The following is a 17,845-nucleotide window of genomic DNA, read 5'->3' on the forward strand; positions in this document are numbered from 1 at the left end:
GCGTCCGCGGCGTGAGCGTGGGCGGTTCGGCTCGACCGCCGGGCCGGGGGCGCTGATTTGGGTCGGGCGCGGCCCACGCGGGATACTGGTCGGACGGCCTGGAACGGATGCTTCCAGCCCCCGGAAGCAGACCACCATGACCAGCGCGCCCCCGCAGCCCCCGACGGATGCGCGTGAGGCATTCTTCGCCGCCCGCAGGGCGATCCCCGCCACGGTCGACCTGTCCGTGCGAATCGGCACCCTCACCCTGGCCAACCCGGTGATGCCCGCGTCCGGCTGCTTCGGCCCCGCGCTGGGCCGGCTGATCCCCGTCGCCGAACTCGGCGCCGTCGTCACCAAGACCGTCTTCGGCACCCCCCGCGGCGGCAATCCGGCGCACCGCCTCACCGAGATCCGCGCCGGGATGGTCAACAGCGTCGGCATCCCCAGCCGCGGGGCCGCCGGCTACCTGACCGAGCTGCACCCGCGCTACCAGGGCCTCGGCGTGCCCGTCATCATCAGCGTGGGCGGTCACCGTCCCGGCGAGTACGCGCCGGTGATCACCGACCTCCGCGGCGCGGGCGACGCGTACGAACTCAACGTGTCCTGCCCGAACCTGGACCGCCTCGGAACGGACATCGGCTCCGACCCCGACGCCATCCTGGCCGTGGTGCGCGCGGCCCGCCAGACCACCGACAAACCGCTGATCGTCAAGCTCCCTGTCCTGGCCTCCTCGATCGCGGACTGCGCGCTCGCCGCGCAGGAGGCCGGCGCGGACGCGGTCTGCGTGGCCAATTCGATTCCCGCCCTGCCGCTCCAGCCGGATACGCGCAGCCCGGCCCTCGGCAACGTCATCGGTGGGCTATCCGGCCCGTCGATCCGCCCGATCGTGCTCCGGCTGGTCTGGCTGGCCGCCCGCGCCGTGGAGATCCCGGTCATCGCCTGCGGCGGGATCGAGACCGCCGACGACGCCCTCGACTACTTCTCGGTGGGCGCGCGGGCCGTGCAGGTGGGCACCGCGAACTTCGGCCGGCCATTCGCCATGGTCGAGATCGTGCGCGCGCTGCAGGAGCGCTGCGCAGACGACGAAGCGGCCGGCATCCGTGACCTGATCGACCTGTGGAGAGCACAATGACCGGTATGGCTTCCCTCGCCCGCGAAGCGCTGAGGCGCCAGCAGGCCTTCGCCGCGGCCGACGAGGCCGCACTCGACGGCCTCATCTCGGTTCGCCCTCCCGCGGGGCAACCTCGGCCGGAGCCGGTCTGGGACGACGCCGGGGTGCTCGAACACACGAACGTGGGCGAGCGGTACCGGCGCCTCCTCCTGTCGACGGACACCATCGCCCGCACCGCGCTCGCCGGCCAGTTCGTGATGATCACGGTTCCGCCCAGCGGCGGGGAACGCATCCTGCTGCCGCGCCCGATGGCGATCCACCGCCGGCACCCCCAGGCGGGGACCATCGAGGTCATCTACGGGGTCACCGGCCGCGGCACCACCGCGCTCGCCGACGTCGCCGCGGGAGACGGCCTGCTCGTCACCGGGCCGCTCGGCCGCGGGTTCGAATTCCCGGAGGGTGCCCGCACGGCCCTTCTGATCGGCCGGGGCGTCGGCGTCTGCGCCATCATGGGCTCCGTCGAGGATGCCGCGGCGCGGGGCATCGACGCGACCGTGGTGCTCAGCGGGCGCACCCTCTCCGACCTGATCGGCGTCGCCGACTGCGCCGAACTCGGGGCCGCCGTCATACAGGTCACCGACGACGACGGTTCGAGCGCCATCCCGGCGCTCGGCGCCCGGCTCCGGGCCGAGTTCCGGGCCGGACCGCCCGAGGTCATCCTCGTCTGCGGGGCCGGCGTGCTCGCCCGCCTCGCCGCCGAGCTCGGCGCCGAGTGGGGCGTGCCGGTGCAGGTCTCGCTCGAGGCGCACATGGCCTGCGGCCTGGGCTACTGCCACGGCTGCGCCGCCCCCGTCGCCACCGAACCGGAGGTGGAGGGGCCGCTGGTCTGCGTGGACGGCCCGGTGTTCGACGCGGTGCTCCCCGCCCCTCAGCGCTGACACCCCTCAGCGCTGACACCCCGGCCGATTCGCTGCGCCACCCGCCCGATCGGGAGGCGCTCTGTTAGACTGGTGGAGGTCAATCTCCGGATTGGCCGAACAAACGGAGCAGGTCGGCGGAACGCTGGCCCTCGGTGGTGGTTTCCCAACGCAGGTGGCAGCATCCGCGGGTGGTGAATTTCTACTGGTGGCCAGCTCGAGCACAGTGTGAGGCACCGATCGCCGGTTGAGCAATCAGCCGCACGGCGCGCACCGGCAGTGCAGTTCTGCCTGTTACCTGCTCAGACGCCCCACTCGCGCGCCATCCGGGCAAACGAGTCTAAACAAAGGAGAGAACCCCCATATGGAGGGTCCAGAAATCACGTTCGCCGAAACCGTTATCGACAACGGCAAGTACGGCACACGCACCATCCGCTTCGAAACCGGTCGCCTCGCCCAGCAGGCGCAGGGTTCGGCCGCCGCGTACATCGACGAAGAGACCATGCTGCTCTCCGCGACGAGCGCGAGCAGGCAGCCGAAGGAAAACTTCGACTTCTTCCCGCTGACCATCGATGTCGAGGAGCGCATGTACGCTGCCGGCCGCATCCCGGGCAGCTTCTTCCGTCGCGAAGGTCGCCCGTCGACCGAGGCGATCCTCACCTGCCGCCTGATCGACCGGCCGCTGCGCCCGTCGTTCGTCGACGGACTCCGCAACGAGATCCAGGTCGTCGTCACCGTCCTGGCCATCGCGCCCGACGAGTACTACGACGTGCTCGCGATCAACGCCGCGTCGATGTCGACCCAGCTCGCCGGCCTCCCGTTCTCCGGCCCGATCGGTGGCGTCCGCGTCGCCCTCATCCCCGATGAGCACGGTTCCGGCCAGTGGGTCGCGTTCCCCAAGCACTCGCAGATCGTCGACGCCGTGTTCAGCATGGTCGTCGCCGGCCGCGTGGTGACCGACGCCAACGGCGCGCAGGACGTCGCGATCATGATGATCGAGGCCGAAGCCACCGACAACGCGTGGAACCTGATCAAGGGCGGCGCCATCAAGCCGAACGAAGAGGTCATCGCGGAGGGCATCGAAGCCTCGAAGCCGTTCATCAAGCAGCTCATCGAGGCGCAGCAGAAGGTTGCCGCCTCGGCCGCCAAGCCGACCGGCGCCTACCCGGTGTTCCCGTCCTACCAGCCGGCCACCTACGACGCCGTCGCGGCTCTCGCCTACGACCAGCTCAAGGCCGTGTACCAGATCGCCGACAAGATCGAGCGCCAGAATGCGGATGACGCGCTCAAGGCATCCGTCAAGGTCGCCATCGCCGCGAAGGTCGAAGCCGGTGAGCTCGAGGCCGGCGCAAACGCTCAGGTTTCCGCCGCGTACAAGTCGGTCACCAAGCTCGTCGTACGCTCCCGCGTGCTCAACGAGGGAATCCGCATCGACGGCCGTGGGCTCGCGGACATCCGCCCGCTCGACGCCGAGGTCGCCATCATCCCGCGCGTGCACGGTTCGGCGATCTTCCAGCGCGGCGAGACCCAGATCCTGGGCGTCACCACGCTGAACATGCTCAAGCTCGAGCAGACGATCGACTCCCTGAGCCCGGTCACCAAGAAGCGCTATATGCACAACTACAACTTCCCGCCCTACTCGACCGGTGAAACCGGCCGGGTCGGAACGCCGAAGCGCCGCGAGATCGGCCACGGAGCGCTCGCCGAGCGTGCCCTGGTCCCCGTGCTGCCGACGCGCGAGGAGTTCCCCTACGCCATCCGCCAGGTGTCTGAGGCCCTCAGCTCCAACGGTTCGACGTCGATGGGTTCCGTCTGCGCCTCGACCCTGTCGCTGCTCAACGCCGGAGTGCCGCTGCGCGCCCCGGTCGCCGGCATCGCGATGGGCCTGATCAGCGACACGGTTGACGGAAAGACCCGCTACGCGGCCCTGACCGACATCCTCGGCGCCGAAGACGCCCTCGGCGACATGGACTTCAAGGTCGCCGGCACGAGCGAATTCGTGACCGCGATCCAGCTGGACACGAAGCTCGACGGCATCCCCGCCTCGGTGCTCGCCGGCGCGCTCACCCAGGCACGGGATGCTCGTACGACCATCCTCGCCGTGCTGAACGCGGCCATCGACGCCCCCGACGAGATGGCCCCGACCGCACCGCGCGTGATCAGCGTGCAGATCCCCGTCGACAAGATCGGCGAGCTGATCGGCCCGAAGGGCAAGACGATCAACGGGATCCAGGACGAGACCGGCGCCGACATCTCCATCGAGGAGGACGGCACCGTGTACATCGGCGCCGTCGACGGACCCTCGGCCGAGGCCGCCCGCGCCATGGTCAACTCCATCGCGAACCCGACCAACCCCGAGGTCGGCGAGCAATTCCTCGGCACCGTCGTGAAGATCGCCGCCTTCGGCGCGTTCGTCTCGCTGCTCCCGGGCAAGGACGGCCTGCTGCACATCAGTGAGGTGCGCAAGCTCGCCGGTGGCAAGCGCGTGGAGAACGTCGAAGACGTGCTCGGCGTGGGCCAGAAGGTCCTTGTGGAGATCACCAAGATTGACGACCGCGGCAAGCTCTCGCTCGCCCCGGTTCTCGAAGAATCGGCCGACGCCGACTCCGAGGACGCACCGGTCACCACCGAGGCGTAGTCTGGTAGTTCTGCCGACAACCTCTCGCCAGGTTCGTCGGTGAGACGGAAAGCCCGTCCTGCTTCGGCAGGGCGGGCTTTTTCGCGTTCTCCCGAGAGCCCTGCGCCCCGGCGAGGTGCCGCCGGCCCTTGACGAGGCGCCGGCGCTTTGCCAGCATGCTGTATGGCCCATTTCTCGACGGCCCGCGCCGCTCGACGGAACAAACTCGACGGAACAAAGGAGTCACCGTGGTCACCAGTATCTTCGTCAATCTCCCCACCAGCGATCTCGATCGGGCCAAGAAGTTCTATGAGGGCCTCGGCTGGCAGATCAACCCCCTGTTCACCGACGAGAACGCCGCCTGCGTCGTCATCGACGAGAATCTCTTCCTGATGATCCTCACCCGCGAGTTCTTCAGCACGTTCACCGACAAGCCGATCGTCGACCCAGGCAGCGCGCTGCAGGTGGAGACCGCGTTCAGCCGTGACTCACGCGAGGAGGTCGACCAGATCCTTGCGAAGGCCGTCGCCGCCGGTGGGACCGAACACCGTGACGTGCAGGACTACGGCTTCATGTACGCGCGCGACTTCGAAGACCCCGACGGCAACCTCTTCAGCGCCCTCTGGATGGACCCGGTCGCCGCCGAGATCGGCCCCGACGCGTTCATGGCGAAACAGGAGCCGGGCGCCTGATCCGGGCCGACCTGATCCGGGCCGACCTGATCCGGGCCGACCTGGGCCGGTGCCGCTCGCGGCTCAGGTTCCGGAAGCCGGCGCACGCTAGACCATTCGCCCGCTTCCCGGAGGTGCGCCGCGACCGCCGGAGGTACGAGCGGGCGGGGATGGGCGGGAATGGGCGGGCCGAATACTGGGCTAATATAGATGCGCACCCGCTCCCGTCCCCCCACGGTCGAGCGGGTGTTCTACGTGCGGGTCAGGCTCGGCCCGGAATCACTCGTCGAGGAGCTCGGTGATCGAGCGGAGCATCTCGGGCGACACGTCGCCGAGGGTGCGGGCCGCGAAGCTGACGACGCGTTTCGCCCGCAGTTTCTTCACGAACGCGAGCTGGGCATCCACCCGCTCTGGGATGTCGTCGTCGGAGCCGAGCAGGTAGGCGGGCGGAATCCGGAAGAACTCGGCGATCCCGGTGAGCAGGGCGACGTCGGTGACGAGCGGCCCGGTGCCGGCGATCATGTACGCCCAGCGCGCGCGGGAGAGGGAGAGCGCGTGCTCGGCCAGTCCCTCCGCGATCGCCCGGTAGGTGTACGGCGTGTTCCCCTCGGCGACGACGACGTCGAGCAGAAGGGCGAGCTTGCGGGCGAGTTCCTGCTGGGGGGTGAGCCCGGGGTCGAGTGGCACGGATGCGGTTGTCATGGCTTGGGGCCTCTCAGACGCGTCGTGTGGGGGGTGCGGGAGGCCTCGGTGGACGATTCGCCGCCGGTTCCGGCCGGCGCGAGGCGCCTCGGCCCGGTCACGGCGCGGTCGGCGTGGGTCTGCCGCTCGACCGCGTCGAGGAGGTCTCGTTCCACCGTGGTGGCGTCCCGTGGGTGGAGGAGGAGGCTGTCGCGTACCTCGACGTAGCGCCGGTAGAGCCGCGCTCCCGGCTCACGTCCGAAGGCGAGGCGCAGGCGCGTCGACGGCGTTTCGATGCTGAGCTCGGGGGAATCCGCGATCAGGCGCTCCCAGAGCGGAGTGATCCGCCAGAGCAGGACGCGGTCCCTGGCGTTTCGCCACGCACTGGCCGCGCCGTCGACAACCGTCGTCAGGCCGAGGCCGACCGCGAGGCAGATCGGTGCGGTGATCAACGCCGTGAAGTAGATGCCGCGGCTCTCCCTCGTGAAGCCGGAACCCTGGTCGAGGCTCAACAGCGTCGCATTCACGATGCTGACCAGGGCGAAGACCAGCACGCCAAGGCAGCCCAGGGCGACGAAGACCAGGGAGACCCGCGTCACACGGCGGCGCTGCCGCGGCAGGTCGGCCAGACAGGCGACTGCGACGGAGACAGAAAAGTAGGCCAGGGCGAACCAGGTAGTTGACGCGTACACGGCATAATCCCACCGGTTGAAGACCAGCCGGTCGTAGTCGTCCGTGAAGCGCCAGTCACTGCCGAAGAACAGGAGTGCCTGAACGCCGACGATCACGGTGACGATGACGATGCTGGCCCTTCGACGCGAACGGGTGATCCCGTCGTCGCTGGTTGCCTCCTGCACGATGCCGTTCAACAACGCGACCGCGACGATCGCCGCGGCATGGTAGGCGAAGAACGTGATGTTGCCGCCCCCGAGGGCAGCGTCGACGACGTCGTAGACGGGTGCGGGCTGCACGGTCATCGTCAGCGCGAAGACGGCGAGGAACCAGAACAGCAACCGTCGTCGTCCATTGATCGCAGCGGGGAGACAGAGCAGGGCGGCCAGCCAGAGAAGTGCGGCCATGACGAGTTGACCGGCGACCAGCATCAGAGCACCCGCCCGAAACCGGTCCGCGGGCCCTTCCAGGCCTCCGTGCGGTCGCCCAGCATGATCAGGGCGAGCTCGTCGCCGATGGCCTCGGCCAGGGCCTCCTGCTCGTCGGTGAAGCTGCTGCGGGAGAGCGCGTGCACGATCGCGTCCAGCGGGATCAGCGGGGCGAGCAGGGCGACACGTTCGACGGTGAGGAGTTCCTTCTCGTGCCGGAGGATCATGTGCCCGTACTCGTGGTTGATGAACTGCTGGCGGTGCACGGCGGACTCCGTCGGCGCGTAGTGCACGCGCTCGAAGTCCTCGCCGGCGATCTCCAGCCACAGGCCGCAGACGCCGGACGTGATCAGGTCGGCGCCGGCGGGGCGGATGACGATCCTCTTCTGCCGCATCTCCTCCATATGCCCGTGCAGCTTCTCGGCGGTGAGCGGGCGCGGCAGGTCGAGGGCCGCGACCAGCCGGCGGGCCCGCTCTCGGCGTTCTTCGCGCATCACGCAATTCCCTACTCGGTGGATCGATGTTCGCGCGGCGAGCCGCCGATGTTGGACATGTCTAATTCGTGCTAGCGTTGGATTCGGTTGGACATGTCTAGGCTACCGGTTTCCGGAGGTGCCGGACCCCTGTACGGCCTGCGCGTCACGTGCCGGACGCAAGCTGGGGGGCGCGTGGTCGTTCGCGTGACGCGGTGCGGTCGGGGTGGGACCGCACCGCACTCCGAGCCCTGATCGCCGAGTTCCCCATCTATTTGAAGATATTATAGATTAGCGATATGCTCAGTCGGTGTCGACCACCGGACTGCCCATGGCCCTGCTCAAGGCCGAATTGTTCAAGTCGCTCGGGCATCCCCTGCGCGTGCAGGTGCTCGAGCAGCTCGCCGGCGGCGAACGCTCCGTCGGCAGCCTGGCCGAGGCGCTCGGCTCCGAACTCTCGAACCTCTCCCAGCAACTCGGCGTGCTCCGTCGGGCCGGGGTCGTCGTCACCCGGCGTGAAGGCAACACGATCTACTACGGGCTGCGCGACCCGATGGTCGCCGAACTGCTCTCCGTCGCCAAGCGGATGCTGGTGGCCACCCTCGAAGACTCCAACGCCCTGCTGCGCACGATCGAGCAGGACGTCTCCCGACCGGAAGCGAGAGCGTGAGTCCCACTGGTCGTGGGGCTCCGGCGCTCCTGCCTACGGAGCCGTCCCGTTCGTCCCGCGAGATCACCTTGTACGGCACTCCCGACGGTCAGGCGACCTCGCTGATTTCCTGGAACAGGTTCCCCGCGAGGTCGCGAGCGGCTCGGTCGACTCACGTGAACGCGGACTGGAGGGCCTTCAAGCTGACCTTGGGGTCGCGCAGGCCCTGGTAGATCGGCGGGATCTCCCGGTCGACCCCGAGGAACTCGTACACCGCGTGCATGGCCCCGTGGATCGAATACTCCACGGTGAACACGACGTCGCCGGGAAGCTCGGTGAATTGCCCGAGGAACGCGAAGTTCTGCGCACCGTCGGGGATGACCTTGGGGCGGTCCCCCGGAACGCGCCGGGCGAACAGCGCGGAGGCGTACGGCATCATCGAGGTCGTGACGTCGGTCGTGGCGAGCACCTCCTCGAGGATGTCCTCGAAGCCGAACTGGTGGATGAGCTCGGTGAGGATCTCGGTGCCGGTCGCCTGCGACATCTTCTTCTTGACGTAGTCGCCCTCGTTGTCGATCTCCAGCCCCCAGCCCCACATCGTGTAGGTGCCCTCGGGCTGATTGACGAAGTGCGGCTGGGCCACCACGACCGCCGACATGTACCAGCCCGAATCGATCAACGTCGTCATGGCACCGGTGCCCAGCTCGTTGCCGGTGTACTCGACCCAGCGCTTGACCAGCGTGTCGCTGTGCATCGTGAGGGTGAACGACTCCCACTTGCTCTCGTCGACGTTTCCGCAGAAGGTATTGGGGCGCCCGAAGTCGGGGGCCTTCTTGGCCAGCTCCTCCCACAGCGACCAGCTGCCGTCCACCCGGTCCCTGACCAGCGGCGGCACGGTGTCGTTGCCGCCGTAGGTGGTGTCGGCGACGATGGATCCGATGGTGAGGAAGGCGAGGTCGTTCCGGCCGAGGTCGATCGCCCTGCTGCCGGCCGAGTCCTCCACGTGCAGGCACGTGGCGCGTCGCCGCTGGGGGGAGTTCGTGAAGTCGACATCGGTGACGCGCGTGCCGAAGCGGACGTCGACGCCCTCTGCCGCGAGCCAACGCTGGAGCGGCACGATCATCGAGTCGTTCTGGTTGTACTTGGTTCGCCGGACTCCGGAGAGCGTGTCGAGGTTGTCGAACTCCTGGATGAAGCGCAGAAAGTAGCGGCGAAGCTCGGCGGCGGAGTTCCACTTCTGGAAAGCGAACGTCGTGCGCCACATGTGCCAGAAATTAGTCTGCAGGAAGTGCGCACTGAAGAGGTCTTCGATGCGGCGTGCCCCGAGAGCCTTCTCGCTCAGGGCGAGCATGCGTGTTAGCTCCAGCCGGTCGCGCGCGTTCAGGCCGTAGTCGGTGGCGTCCTGGATGCGGTGCCGCGCATCGACCAGTCGTGTCTTGCCGTGGGTCTCGTGCTTGTCGTTCCAGTCCAGCATCTCCTGCCGGACGGTGACATCCGGGTCTTCGAGGGACGGGATCGTGGAGAAGAGGTCCCAGGTGGTCTGGTACACCTCGTCGCAGAACATCCGAGCCCCGCGCGTCACCATGGCGCCACGAATTGCGGGAGAGTCCACGGCATCCATGGCGCCGCCGACGTGCCCCAACTCCTCGAGGATGTGGATGTTCTCGCCGGGCACCCCGGCGTCGCGGATGGCGAAGGCGGCGGTCGCCATACCGGCGATCCCTCCACCCACGATCCACAGGTGCGCCCGTTTCGGGTCGATTGTCATGGTCGTTCCTCTCGTTCAGCTCACTCGGTTAAAATCGGACTATGCTCATTTCGGAGCGTAATCCGCATGGTGACTCTCATGCAAATCGGTCAGGAAGTGCGAGACCACTCGCTCGGCCACCCGGCTGGAAGGAGCGTTACCCGTGACACCGAGGCCCGGGTCTCGACAGGCTCGACCACCGGCGAGCCCGAGGCCCGGGTCTCGACAGGCTCGATCACCGGCGGGCCCGCCACAAGGCAGACACGCAGCAGCGGATCTATCCGGCGGCCTCGGAGCTGTTCACCGGGCCGGGCTACTCGGCCGTGATCACGCAGATGGTCGCGGACCAGGCCTGTGCCCCGATAGGCGCTACAGGTCGTTACCCGCGTAGGACTGGTTGAAGCTCTTGTTCACCAGGGGGAAGTCGGGCACGATCGTCTCGGCCAACGCCACCGGCAGGGCCGGCCAGTTGAAATATGAGGGGTCGACGATTTTCACCCGGGTGATCCGGCCGTCCGGGCCGAGTTCGACCCGGTGGCAGATCGTGCCACGCCAGCCCTCGACCAGGGACAGGCCGGTGCCGGCCCCGACGGGGGCGACAGCCCGGCCGCTGCCCAGCCGGCCGTCCAGGCGGCGGATGAGGTCGGTCGCCACGTTGATCGACACCGCCAGTTCACCCGCGCGCACCCGGTAGCGTCCGAGCACGTCGCCGCCGGTGTCCGTGACGACGTGGAACGCCTCGCCGAGGTCGACGAATGGGTGGTCGCGGCGGGCATCCGCCTCGATGCCGGATGCCCTCGCCACGTAGCCGAGGGTGCCCATCGCCTCGGCCTGGGCGGTCGGGAGAGGGGCGGTTCCGGTGAACCGGTCCCGCACGATGGCGTGGCCGAGGGTGATCGCGATGATCTCCTGCATGTCGGCCAGCACCCGGGCGAGCACCGCTGGGTCGGGCAGGGCGAGCACAGCTGCGCCGCCGATGGTCAGGCCGCCGCGGAGGAACCGGTGCCCGGTCACCGCCTGGTTCTGGCGGAGCAGGGTCTCGCGCAGGCGCTGGGTGTGCGAATGCACGACGCCGAAGCCGACGTCGTTGGCGAGGGAGCCGAGGTCGGAGACGTGGTTGTAGACGCGCTCGAGTTCGAGCAGGAGGGCGCGCAGCATCCGGTCCTCCTCGGACACCTCGATCCCGGCTGCCGCCTCGACGGCCATCAGCCAGGCCACGGTGTGGCCGGCCACGGTGTCGCCGGTGACCTGCCCGGCCAGGTCGACCGCGTCCTGGGGCTGCCGGCCCTCGAAGAGCCGCTCGACGCCCCTGTGCATGTACCACTGGCGGGCCTCCATCCGCACGATGGTCTCGCCGACGACCGAGAACCGGAAATGGCCCGGATCGATGATGCCGGCGTGGATCGGGCCGACGGCGATCTCGTAGACGCCGGGGCCCTCCACTTCGACGAAGGGGAACGACTCGGTGTCCGGCAGGAACTCGGGGGTGACCCTGGCGCCGCGGCGCATCGGGTACCAGCCGCGCGGCCAGTGGCCGTGGCGCACCAGACGGAACGGCTGCGGGTGGTCGGCGGGCCGCACCCCGAACAGGTCGCGCATTCCCCGTTCGAAGTTGCCGGCCGGGTAGGAGAGATCGGCCAGGCTCGGGACCCAGGCGTCGTCGTAGGGGACCGGCACGACCAGGTCGATCTGCCGCCGCGGGTATACCGCCGCAAAGGAATAGACCACCCGCAGCGCGTCGCCGTCGTCGTGGCAGGTGGTGATCGCGAGCCGGTTGCCGTCGGCGAGCACCGCGGCGGCCCGCTCACGCAGGTCGTCGCGGGTGAGCAGGCGCACGTCGGGGGCGCCGGCGGCTGCCGCGCCCTGCTTCCCGGTGGTCGAGCCTGTCGGGACCCGGTGGTCTGGCCCGTCGGTGGTCGAGCCTGTCGGGACCCGGTGGTCTGGCCCGTCGGTGGTCGAGCTTGTCGAGACCCGGTGGTCTGGCCCGTCGGTGGTCGAGCCTGTCGAGACCCGGTCGTCGGGGTTCGGATGCGTCACTGGGCTCCTCCCAGAACCGCGGCCGCGCGCGCCAGAAGCGTGCCGACCGGCTCAGCGATGAAGGCCACCACGGCCGTGGTGCCCAGGGCGAGGATGAGTGGCAGGCGCGGGCCGTGCGCCGACCGGTCCGGCGCCGCACGGACCGAGCCGGGGGCGGTGCCGGTCGGGGCGCCGACGGTCGGGGCGCCGACGGTCATCGCGACCGTCAACCGGGTGAGGGCGGCGAAGATGACGAGCAGCAGCACGAGCGCGATTCCGACGACGACGCCCATCCCGGCGCCGAAACCGGCGACGATGATGCCGACCTCGGAGAAGAAGATGCTGAACGGGGGGAACCCGACCAGTGCTGCCATGGCGATCAGCCACGGAACGGCCAGGCCGGGGCGGCGCACGAGGAGGGCTCGCACATCGTCGATCCGGGGGGAGCCCTCCACCTCGAGGATGCGGCCCGAGATCACGAACAGCGTTGCCTTGGTCAGGCCGTGGCCGAGCATGTAGAGCAACACGGCAGGCAGGGCTGCGGGGCCGATCGCGGCGCCCACGGCCATCATTCCCATGTGCTCGATGCTGGAGTAGGCCAGCATCCGTTTGAAGTCGCGCTGGCGGATCAGCAGGGTAGCGGCCACGAACAGGGAGAGCAGGCCGCCGATGCTGAGCATCACCCGCAGGAAGTCAGGCCCGATCACGGCGTCGGTGATGGTCTGGATGCGCAGGATGGCGTAGAGGGCGACCGCGAGCAGCACGCCGCTCATCAGCCCGGACACCGGCGCCGGGGCCTGGCTGTGTGCGTCGGGCAGCCAGCTGTGCATGGGGGCGAGTCCGGCCTTGGTGGCGAAACCGAGCACGGCGAGCGCGCCTCCCGCCCGGATCAACGCCGGGTCCAGTGGCAGGTCGGTGCGGCTGAGCACCAGCCACGACAGGGTCGGCTCGCCGGTGCCGCGCGAGGCGGCGTAGATCAGCACGATCCCGAGCAGGGCGATGGCGACGCCCACTGAGCCGAGGATGACGTACTTCCAGGCCGCCTCCAGCGACGACCGGGTGCGGTGATGGCCGACCAGGAAGGCAGTGGTGATCGTGGTGGCTTCGACCGCGGCCCACATCAGCCCGATGTTGTCGGCCAGGACGGCGAGCGACATCGCGGCCAGGAACACCGAGATCAGGGCGTCGTAGGAGCCGGCGAACCGGCCGGGGGCGGCTGCGGCATGGCCCAGCCCGCCCCAGGTCGACACGAGACCGACCGCCCCGACCACGGTGAGCATGTACGCGGAGAGCGCGTCCGCGCGGAGCAGGCCGCCGCCGAGGCTGGGGATATCCCCGGCGAGCACGGCGCCGACCAGGAGCAGGCCGGAGAGCAGCACGGCGGCGCTGGACGCGACCGGGCCGAGGCGGCCGGGCGGGCGGGCGCCGCCGGTGAGGCTGAGCACGGCCAGGGTGACCGGAACGGCCAGGGGGATCCACAGGGCGAAATTCATCAGTCGTGCAACTTTCTGAGCTGATCAATGTCGGTGTTGCCGAACTTGTTGCGCATCCGGCCGGCGAAGACGTAGAGGATCACGACGACCAGCAGCACGTCGAGGGAGATGCCGAGTTCGAGGAAGAGGGGAACCCCGCCGGAGGTGAGGAACGCGACCGTGGCGATGCCGTTGTCGAGCACGAGGAAACCGATCAGCTGAGACCCGGCCTGCCGCCGCGTGACCAGCAGGAGGAAACCGATCAGCACCATGGCGAGCCCGATCGGGGCGGCGTGGGCCGAGATGCTGGTGTCGCCGCTGAGCAGCCGGCTGGCGACGACGTAGCTGAGGATGGTCAGCAGCGCCACGGTGAGCAGGCCGGCCGTCGGGTTCAGCCGCGGCGCCTCATCCGTGCGCGTGGTGGCGCGGGTCTCGTGGGCGAGCACCCAGGGCAGGGCCATCCCCTTCACCAGCAGCACGAGGACGGAGACGATGATCACCTCCGCCTCACCCTCCTCCAGCCCGATCACGGCCACCAGGGCGGCCAGGGCGAAGCCCTGCACGCTGAGCAGCCGGATCGAGGCGAGCAGGGAATGCCGCCAGACCAGCAGGGCGCTGGTCAGCAGCAGGGCGCCGGTGCAGAGGCCGATCAGCTGGGGGTAGACGGTGTCGAACACGGATGCTCCTAAGCGACCAGGTAGGAGGCGGTCACGGCGAGCAGGGCGAGGGCGAACGACCCCGCCAGCAACTCGGGAACCCGGAACAGGCGCACCTTGGCGAGGAAGACCTCGCCCACGCTGAGCAGGGCGCCGAGCAGCAGGATCTTCGCGGTGACGGCGGCCAGGCCCACGAGGACCCCGGCCACGGTGAACTCGGTCAGCACACCCCAGGGCAGGATCAGATTGCCGAGCAGGCCAAGCAGTGCGGCGAGTTTGAGCCAGGAGCCCAGTTCCAACCAGGCCAGGTCGCGCCCGGAGGCCTCCAGCACCATGGCCTCGTGCAGCATCGTCAGTTCGAGGTGGGTCGAGGGGTTGTCGATGGGCAGCCGGCTGGTCTCGGCCATGATGGCGATGGCCAGGGCGACCATGGCCAGCAGGCTGACCGGGGAGATGATCACGGCCGGGTTCTGCAGGCGGGTCTCCACGATCAGCGACAGGGTGGACGTGCCGGCCGGGATCGACAGCGCGTAGACCGCGAGCAGCAGGGTCGGTTCGACCAGGGCCGCGACGGTCATGTGCCGGCTGGAGCCCATGCCGCCGAACGCGGTTCCCGCGTCCAGACCGACCAGGGCCAGGGCCACCACGCCGATCAGCATGATCGACACGATGACGAACAGGTCGCTCGGCACCAGTGGCAGCGGGAGCGTGCCGACCAGCGGCAGGAGCACGCAGAGCAGCAGGCTGGAGACGAGGAGGGTGACCGGGCCGGCCGCGAGCATCCAGCTGCTGTCCGCCGCACGCACCGGGTCCTTGGCCACAAGCTTGCGCACGTCGCGCCACGGCTGCCAGACCCCGGCACCCGCGCGCCCCTCGAGCCGCGCCCGCACCTGCCGGATCACGCCGATCAGCAGGGGCGAGAGGAGCACGAAGAGCACCAGCTGCAGCAGCGCGACCGCGATCGCCGGGATCACAGGGACACCACGATCAGCACGACGAGCAGCGCGACGAAGGAATAGGACAGGTAGCGATGGATGCTGCCGTTCTGCGCCCGACGGGCCAGGATGCCGAACCGCTGGGCCAGGCCGAGAACCGGGCGGTAGAACCGGGTCTCGATCACGTCGGAGACGCTCTGCTCGACGTGGACGCGTTCGACCAGGTACCGGGACTCGCCGACGTGGGTGACCTCGACGTCGCGGGTGGGCCGGAGCACGTCGTCGAAGACCCGCACCAGGGGCTCGGCGTACGACGTGGCGGTGTACTGCATCCGCGGCCGCAGCCTCGATCCGCCGCCCGCCCAGGGCAGGGGCGACACCCGGGTGGGGTGGCGGCGGGCCGAGACGAGGATGGCGGCCAGCACGGGGACGAGCACGAGCGCGGCGATGGCGACGACGGTGGCGGGGTCCAGGACCACGTCGATCCCGCGGGCGTCGACGCCGGCCAGCCCGATCGTGCGCACATCGGGGGTGAACGCCGGGCCGACGGCGGAGGCCAGCGCCTCGGCGAGCGGCCCGGGCAGCAGGCCGAGGCCGATCACGAGGATGGCGCCGATGACGAGCGGGATGCGCATGATGAGGGGGACCTCGCGGGCCTGCTTCGCCTTCTCCGAGCGGGGGCGGGCCAGGAACGCGATTCCGTACGCCTTGACGAAGGTGAGCAGGGCCAGCCCCGCGGTGAGGGCGATCACGGCAACGGCCAGCGGCATGGCCACGGATGCGGTCACGGAGACGACCTCCCCGCCGACCCGGGAGCCGTGCACGAGGGCCTGCAGCAGCATCCACTCGGCCACGAATCCGCTGGTCACCGGCAGGGCGGCGGCGCCGAGGGCGGCGGCTCCGAACGCCCCGGCGGTCCAGGGCATGCGGCCGCCGAGCCCGCCGAGCCGGTCGAGGTTCATCTCGCGGGTGGAACGGGCCACCGCACCGGCGCCGAGGAACAGGGTGGCCTTGAACGCGGCGTGGCTGACCATCAGGAGCAGCGCGGCGAGGAGGGCGGCGTCGGCGGCCCCGGTGGCGTGGTCGCGGCGCAGGAGCACGGAGGCGCCGAGGCCGAGGAAGACCAGGCCCATGTTCTCGGTGGTGGAATAGGCGAGCAGCACCTTGAGGTTGCTCGCCACGGAGGCCTGCAGGATCCCGTAGAGGGCGGAGACGCCACCGAGCACCATGATCAGCACGCCCCACCAGGCCGGGCCGTTGGGCAGCAGGCGCACGCAGACCAGGAGGGCGCCGTAGACGCCGATGTTGACCATGGCGCCGCTCATCGCGGCGGCGACGTGGCCGGGGGCCTCCGGCAGCACCCGGGGCACCCAGACGTGCAGGGGCACGAGTTCGGCCTTGCCGCCGAAGCCGAGGAGGAGCAGCACGAAGGCGAGGCCTGCCTGCCAGGATGCCGGGTCCAGGGTTGCGAGCGCCGCGAATCCCGTGTCGCCGGTGGCGCCGGCGAGCACGGCAAAGCCGGCCAGCACGAAGAAGAAGCTCAGCTGGCTCATCGCCGAGTACCAGACCAGGGCGGACGCGACCGTGCCGCGGGTCGCGTGGTGGGCCAGCAGGAGTGCCGTCGACCCCAGCGTCATGATCTCCCAGAGGAGCAGGAAGGAGACGACGTCGGTGGCGGCGGGGACCAGCTGCATCCCGAACAGGAACACGGCCATCGATGCCCAGGCGGTGCGGGAGGCGGAGGCGACCCTGGCCGAGCCGATGCCGAACAGCGACGCGAGCACGCCGACCGCAGACACGACCACCATGACGAGGCCGCCGAGCCGGTCGGGGGAGAGCACGAGGGGATCCATCGGCAGGGCGGCGGGGATCGTGAGCGACCCCTGGCCGCCGGACAGGGCGATCACGCCGGTGACGACGCCGGCGGCGGCGAGCAGGGTGCAGAGGATGCCGCCCACCCGCGAGCGCCACCGGGCCGGGACGAGCAGGGCGGCCGCGACGGCCGCGGCCAGGAGCGCGACCTGTCCGAGCATCCCGGCCTCGACGGGGGTCATCGGCCGGTCATCCGGCGCAGGGCCTCGACGATGAGGGCCGGTGCGGGCGGGTTGCCCGGCACGGAGAGGTCGACGTCGACGAAATCGGACACCGGGCCGGCGATCCCGTAGCCCTCCGCGAAGACGCCGCCGGTGAGGGCGCAATCGCCCACGGCGATCACGAAGCGGGGAGTGGGGATGGCGTCGACCGTGCGCCGCAGCGGTTCGATCATGTTGCGGGTCACCGCCCCGGTGATCAGGAGCACGTCGGCGTGCCGCGGTGACGCCACCAGGCGGACGCCGTAACGCTCCACGTCGTAGACCGGGCCGAAGGCGCTCGCGACCTCCTGGGCGCAGTCGCTGCAGCCGCCCGCGTTGACGAACCGCACCTGCACGCTGCCGCCGAAGACCTCGGCGCCCGCGAAGAGCGCCGGGGCGGGCGGGGCCGGTTCGGCGATGCGCCCGCTCCGCCGGATCAGGCCGGCCAGCCGTTTGACGCTCACCTCAGGCCTCGGTGATCGTGCGGATGCTGGAGGTCATCGCGTTCTCGGTTCTCGCGGCGGGCGGTGTTCGGCGCCTGCCCTGACTCGACAGTAGCAGCGCGGACCCGGCGGGCATCGGGTCGAACGTCACGCTAAACATCATTACTTCTTTATATACCTATATGATGGATTTATCAAATAGATGTGCCGGCGCCGGCCTCCGTCGGCGGCACCGGCGTCGCCTCGCCGCCCGGGTGCGTGGGGCCGCTCCGCTTTTCGCAGGGCGCGCCCGCGGTCGCGGCC

Annotated in this window: 16 protein-coding genes; 5 read left to right on the top strand and 11 right to left on the bottom strand. The window is 69.8% G+C overall.

The window, feature by feature from the left end; translation table 11 throughout:
• Positions 1-136 precede the first annotated feature (136 nt).
• From E3T48_RS16145 to E3T48_RS16160, 4 genes are all read left to right on the top strand, one after another.
• The gene (locus E3T48_RS16145) at positions 137-1,114 is read left to right on the top strand and encodes a dihydroorotate dehydrogenase (protein ID WP_134525032.1); all 978 of its coding nucleotides are present in this window, start codon (positions 137-139) and stop codon (positions 1,112-1,114) included.
• The gene (locus E3T48_RS16150; RefSeq protein WP_198417689.1) at positions 1,111-2,031 is read left to right on the top strand and encodes an iron-sulfur cluster-binding protein; all 921 of its coding nucleotides are present in this window, start codon (positions 1,111-1,113) and stop codon (positions 2,029-2,031) included. The genes E3T48_RS16145 and E3T48_RS16150 overlap by 4 nt, the downstream gene beginning before the upstream one ends.
• 343 nt (positions 2,032-2,374) lie before the next feature.
• A complete protein-coding gene (locus E3T48_RS16155; protein ID WP_134525033.1) occupies positions 2,375-4,648 on the top strand; it encodes a polyribonucleotide nucleotidyltransferase in 2,274 nt (757 codons plus the stop codon).
• A 227-nt stretch (positions 4,649-4,875) separates the two neighbouring features.
• The gene (locus E3T48_RS16160) at positions 4,876-5,319 is read left to right on the top strand and encodes a VOC family protein (RefSeq protein ID WP_134525034.1); all 444 of its coding nucleotides are present in this window, start codon (positions 4,876-4,878) and stop codon (positions 5,317-5,319) included.
• A gap of 258 nt (positions 5,320-5,577) precedes the next feature.
• Here E3T48_RS16160 and E3T48_RS16165 read toward each other — a convergent pair whose 3' ends face one another.
• The 3 genes from E3T48_RS16165 to E3T48_RS16175 are packed head-to-tail and all read right to left on the bottom strand — an operon-like array spanning position 5,578 to position 7,573.
• Positions 5,578-6,000 carry a hypothetical protein gene (locus tag E3T48_RS16165; RefSeq protein WP_134525035.1) on the bottom strand — a complete coding sequence of 141 codons (423 nt, stop codon included), beginning with the start codon at positions 5,998-6,000 and terminating at the stop codon, positions 5,578-5,580.
• Positions 5,997-7,082, bottom strand: coding sequence for an MAB_1171c family putative transporter (locus tag E3T48_RS16170; RefSeq protein ID WP_134525036.1), 1,086 nt, complete (start codon positions 7,080-7,082; stop codon positions 5,997-5,999). The genes E3T48_RS16165 and E3T48_RS16170 overlap by 4 nt, the downstream gene beginning before the upstream one ends.
• A complete protein-coding gene (locus E3T48_RS16175) occupies positions 7,082-7,573 on the bottom strand; it encodes a hypothetical protein (RefSeq protein WP_134525037.1) in 492 nt (163 codons plus the stop codon). Before E3T48_RS16175 ends, E3T48_RS16170 begins: the two co-directional genes overlap by 1 nt.
• 289 nt (positions 7,574-7,862) lie before the next feature.
• Between E3T48_RS16175 and E3T48_RS16180 the strand changes: the two genes are divergently transcribed.
• Positions 7,863-8,222, top strand: coding sequence for an ArsR/SmtB family transcription factor (locus E3T48_RS16180; protein ID WP_241986884.1), 360 nt, complete (start codon positions 7,863-7,865; stop codon positions 8,220-8,222).
• Between the two features lie 151 nt (positions 8,223-8,373).
• Here E3T48_RS16180 and E3T48_RS16185 read toward each other — a convergent pair whose 3' ends face one another.
• From E3T48_RS16185 to E3T48_RS16920, 8 genes are all read right to left on the bottom strand, one after another.
• Complete coding sequence (locus E3T48_RS16185; protein WP_134525038.1) at positions 8,374-9,969, bottom strand: oleate hydratase; 1,596 nt, start codon at positions 9,967-9,969, stop codon at positions 8,374-8,376.
• A gap of 348 nt (positions 9,970-10,317) precedes the next feature.
• On the bottom strand, positions 10,318-11,985 hold the full coding sequence (locus E3T48_RS16190) for a hydrogenase large subunit (protein WP_198417690.1): 1,668 nt from the start codon (positions 11,983-11,985) through the stop codon (positions 10,318-10,320).
• Positions 11,982-13,457: a proton-conducting transporter transmembrane domain-containing protein gene (locus tag E3T48_RS16200; RefSeq protein ID WP_134525040.1), complete on the bottom strand. Its 1,476-nt coding sequence runs from the start codon at positions 13,455-13,457 to the stop codon at positions 11,982-11,984. The genes E3T48_RS16190 and E3T48_RS16200 overlap by 4 nt, the downstream gene beginning before the upstream one ends.
• On the bottom strand, positions 13,457-14,113 hold the full coding sequence (locus E3T48_RS16205) for a hypothetical protein (RefSeq protein WP_134525041.1): 657 nt from the start codon (positions 14,111-14,113) through the stop codon (positions 13,457-13,459). Before E3T48_RS16205 ends, E3T48_RS16200 begins: the two co-directional genes overlap by 1 nt.
• An 8-nt stretch (positions 14,114-14,121) precedes the next feature.
• Complete coding sequence (locus E3T48_RS16210; RefSeq protein WP_198417691.1) at positions 14,122-15,066, bottom strand: respiratory chain complex I subunit 1 family protein; 945 nt, start codon at positions 15,064-15,066, stop codon at positions 14,122-14,124.
• Positions 15,063-17,081 carry a proton-conducting transporter transmembrane domain-containing protein gene (locus E3T48_RS16215; RefSeq protein ID WP_134525042.1) on the bottom strand — a complete coding sequence of 673 codons (2,019 nt, stop codon included), beginning with the start codon at positions 17,079-17,081 and terminating at the stop codon, positions 15,063-15,065. Before E3T48_RS16215 ends, E3T48_RS16210 begins: the two co-directional genes overlap by 4 nt.
• Positions 17,078-17,563 carry an NADH-quinone oxidoreductase subunit B family protein gene (locus E3T48_RS16220; protein WP_134525043.1) on the bottom strand — a complete coding sequence of 162 codons (486 nt, stop codon included), beginning with the start codon at positions 17,561-17,563 and terminating at the stop codon, positions 17,078-17,080. The genes E3T48_RS16215 and E3T48_RS16220 overlap by 4 nt, the downstream gene beginning before the upstream one ends.
• Before the next feature lies 1 nt (position 17,564).
• Complete coding sequence (locus tag E3T48_RS16920) at positions 17,565-17,705, bottom strand: hypothetical protein (RefSeq protein WP_166789778.1); 141 nt, start codon at positions 17,703-17,705, stop codon at positions 17,565-17,567.
• Between the last annotated feature and the right edge of the window lie 140 nt (positions 17,706-17,845).

The sequence above is a fragment of the Cryobacterium fucosi genome, assembly GCF_004403515.1.
Taxonomy (GTDB): Bacteria; Actinomycetota; Actinomycetes; order Actinomycetales; family Microbacteriaceae; genus Cryobacterium; species Cryobacterium fucosi.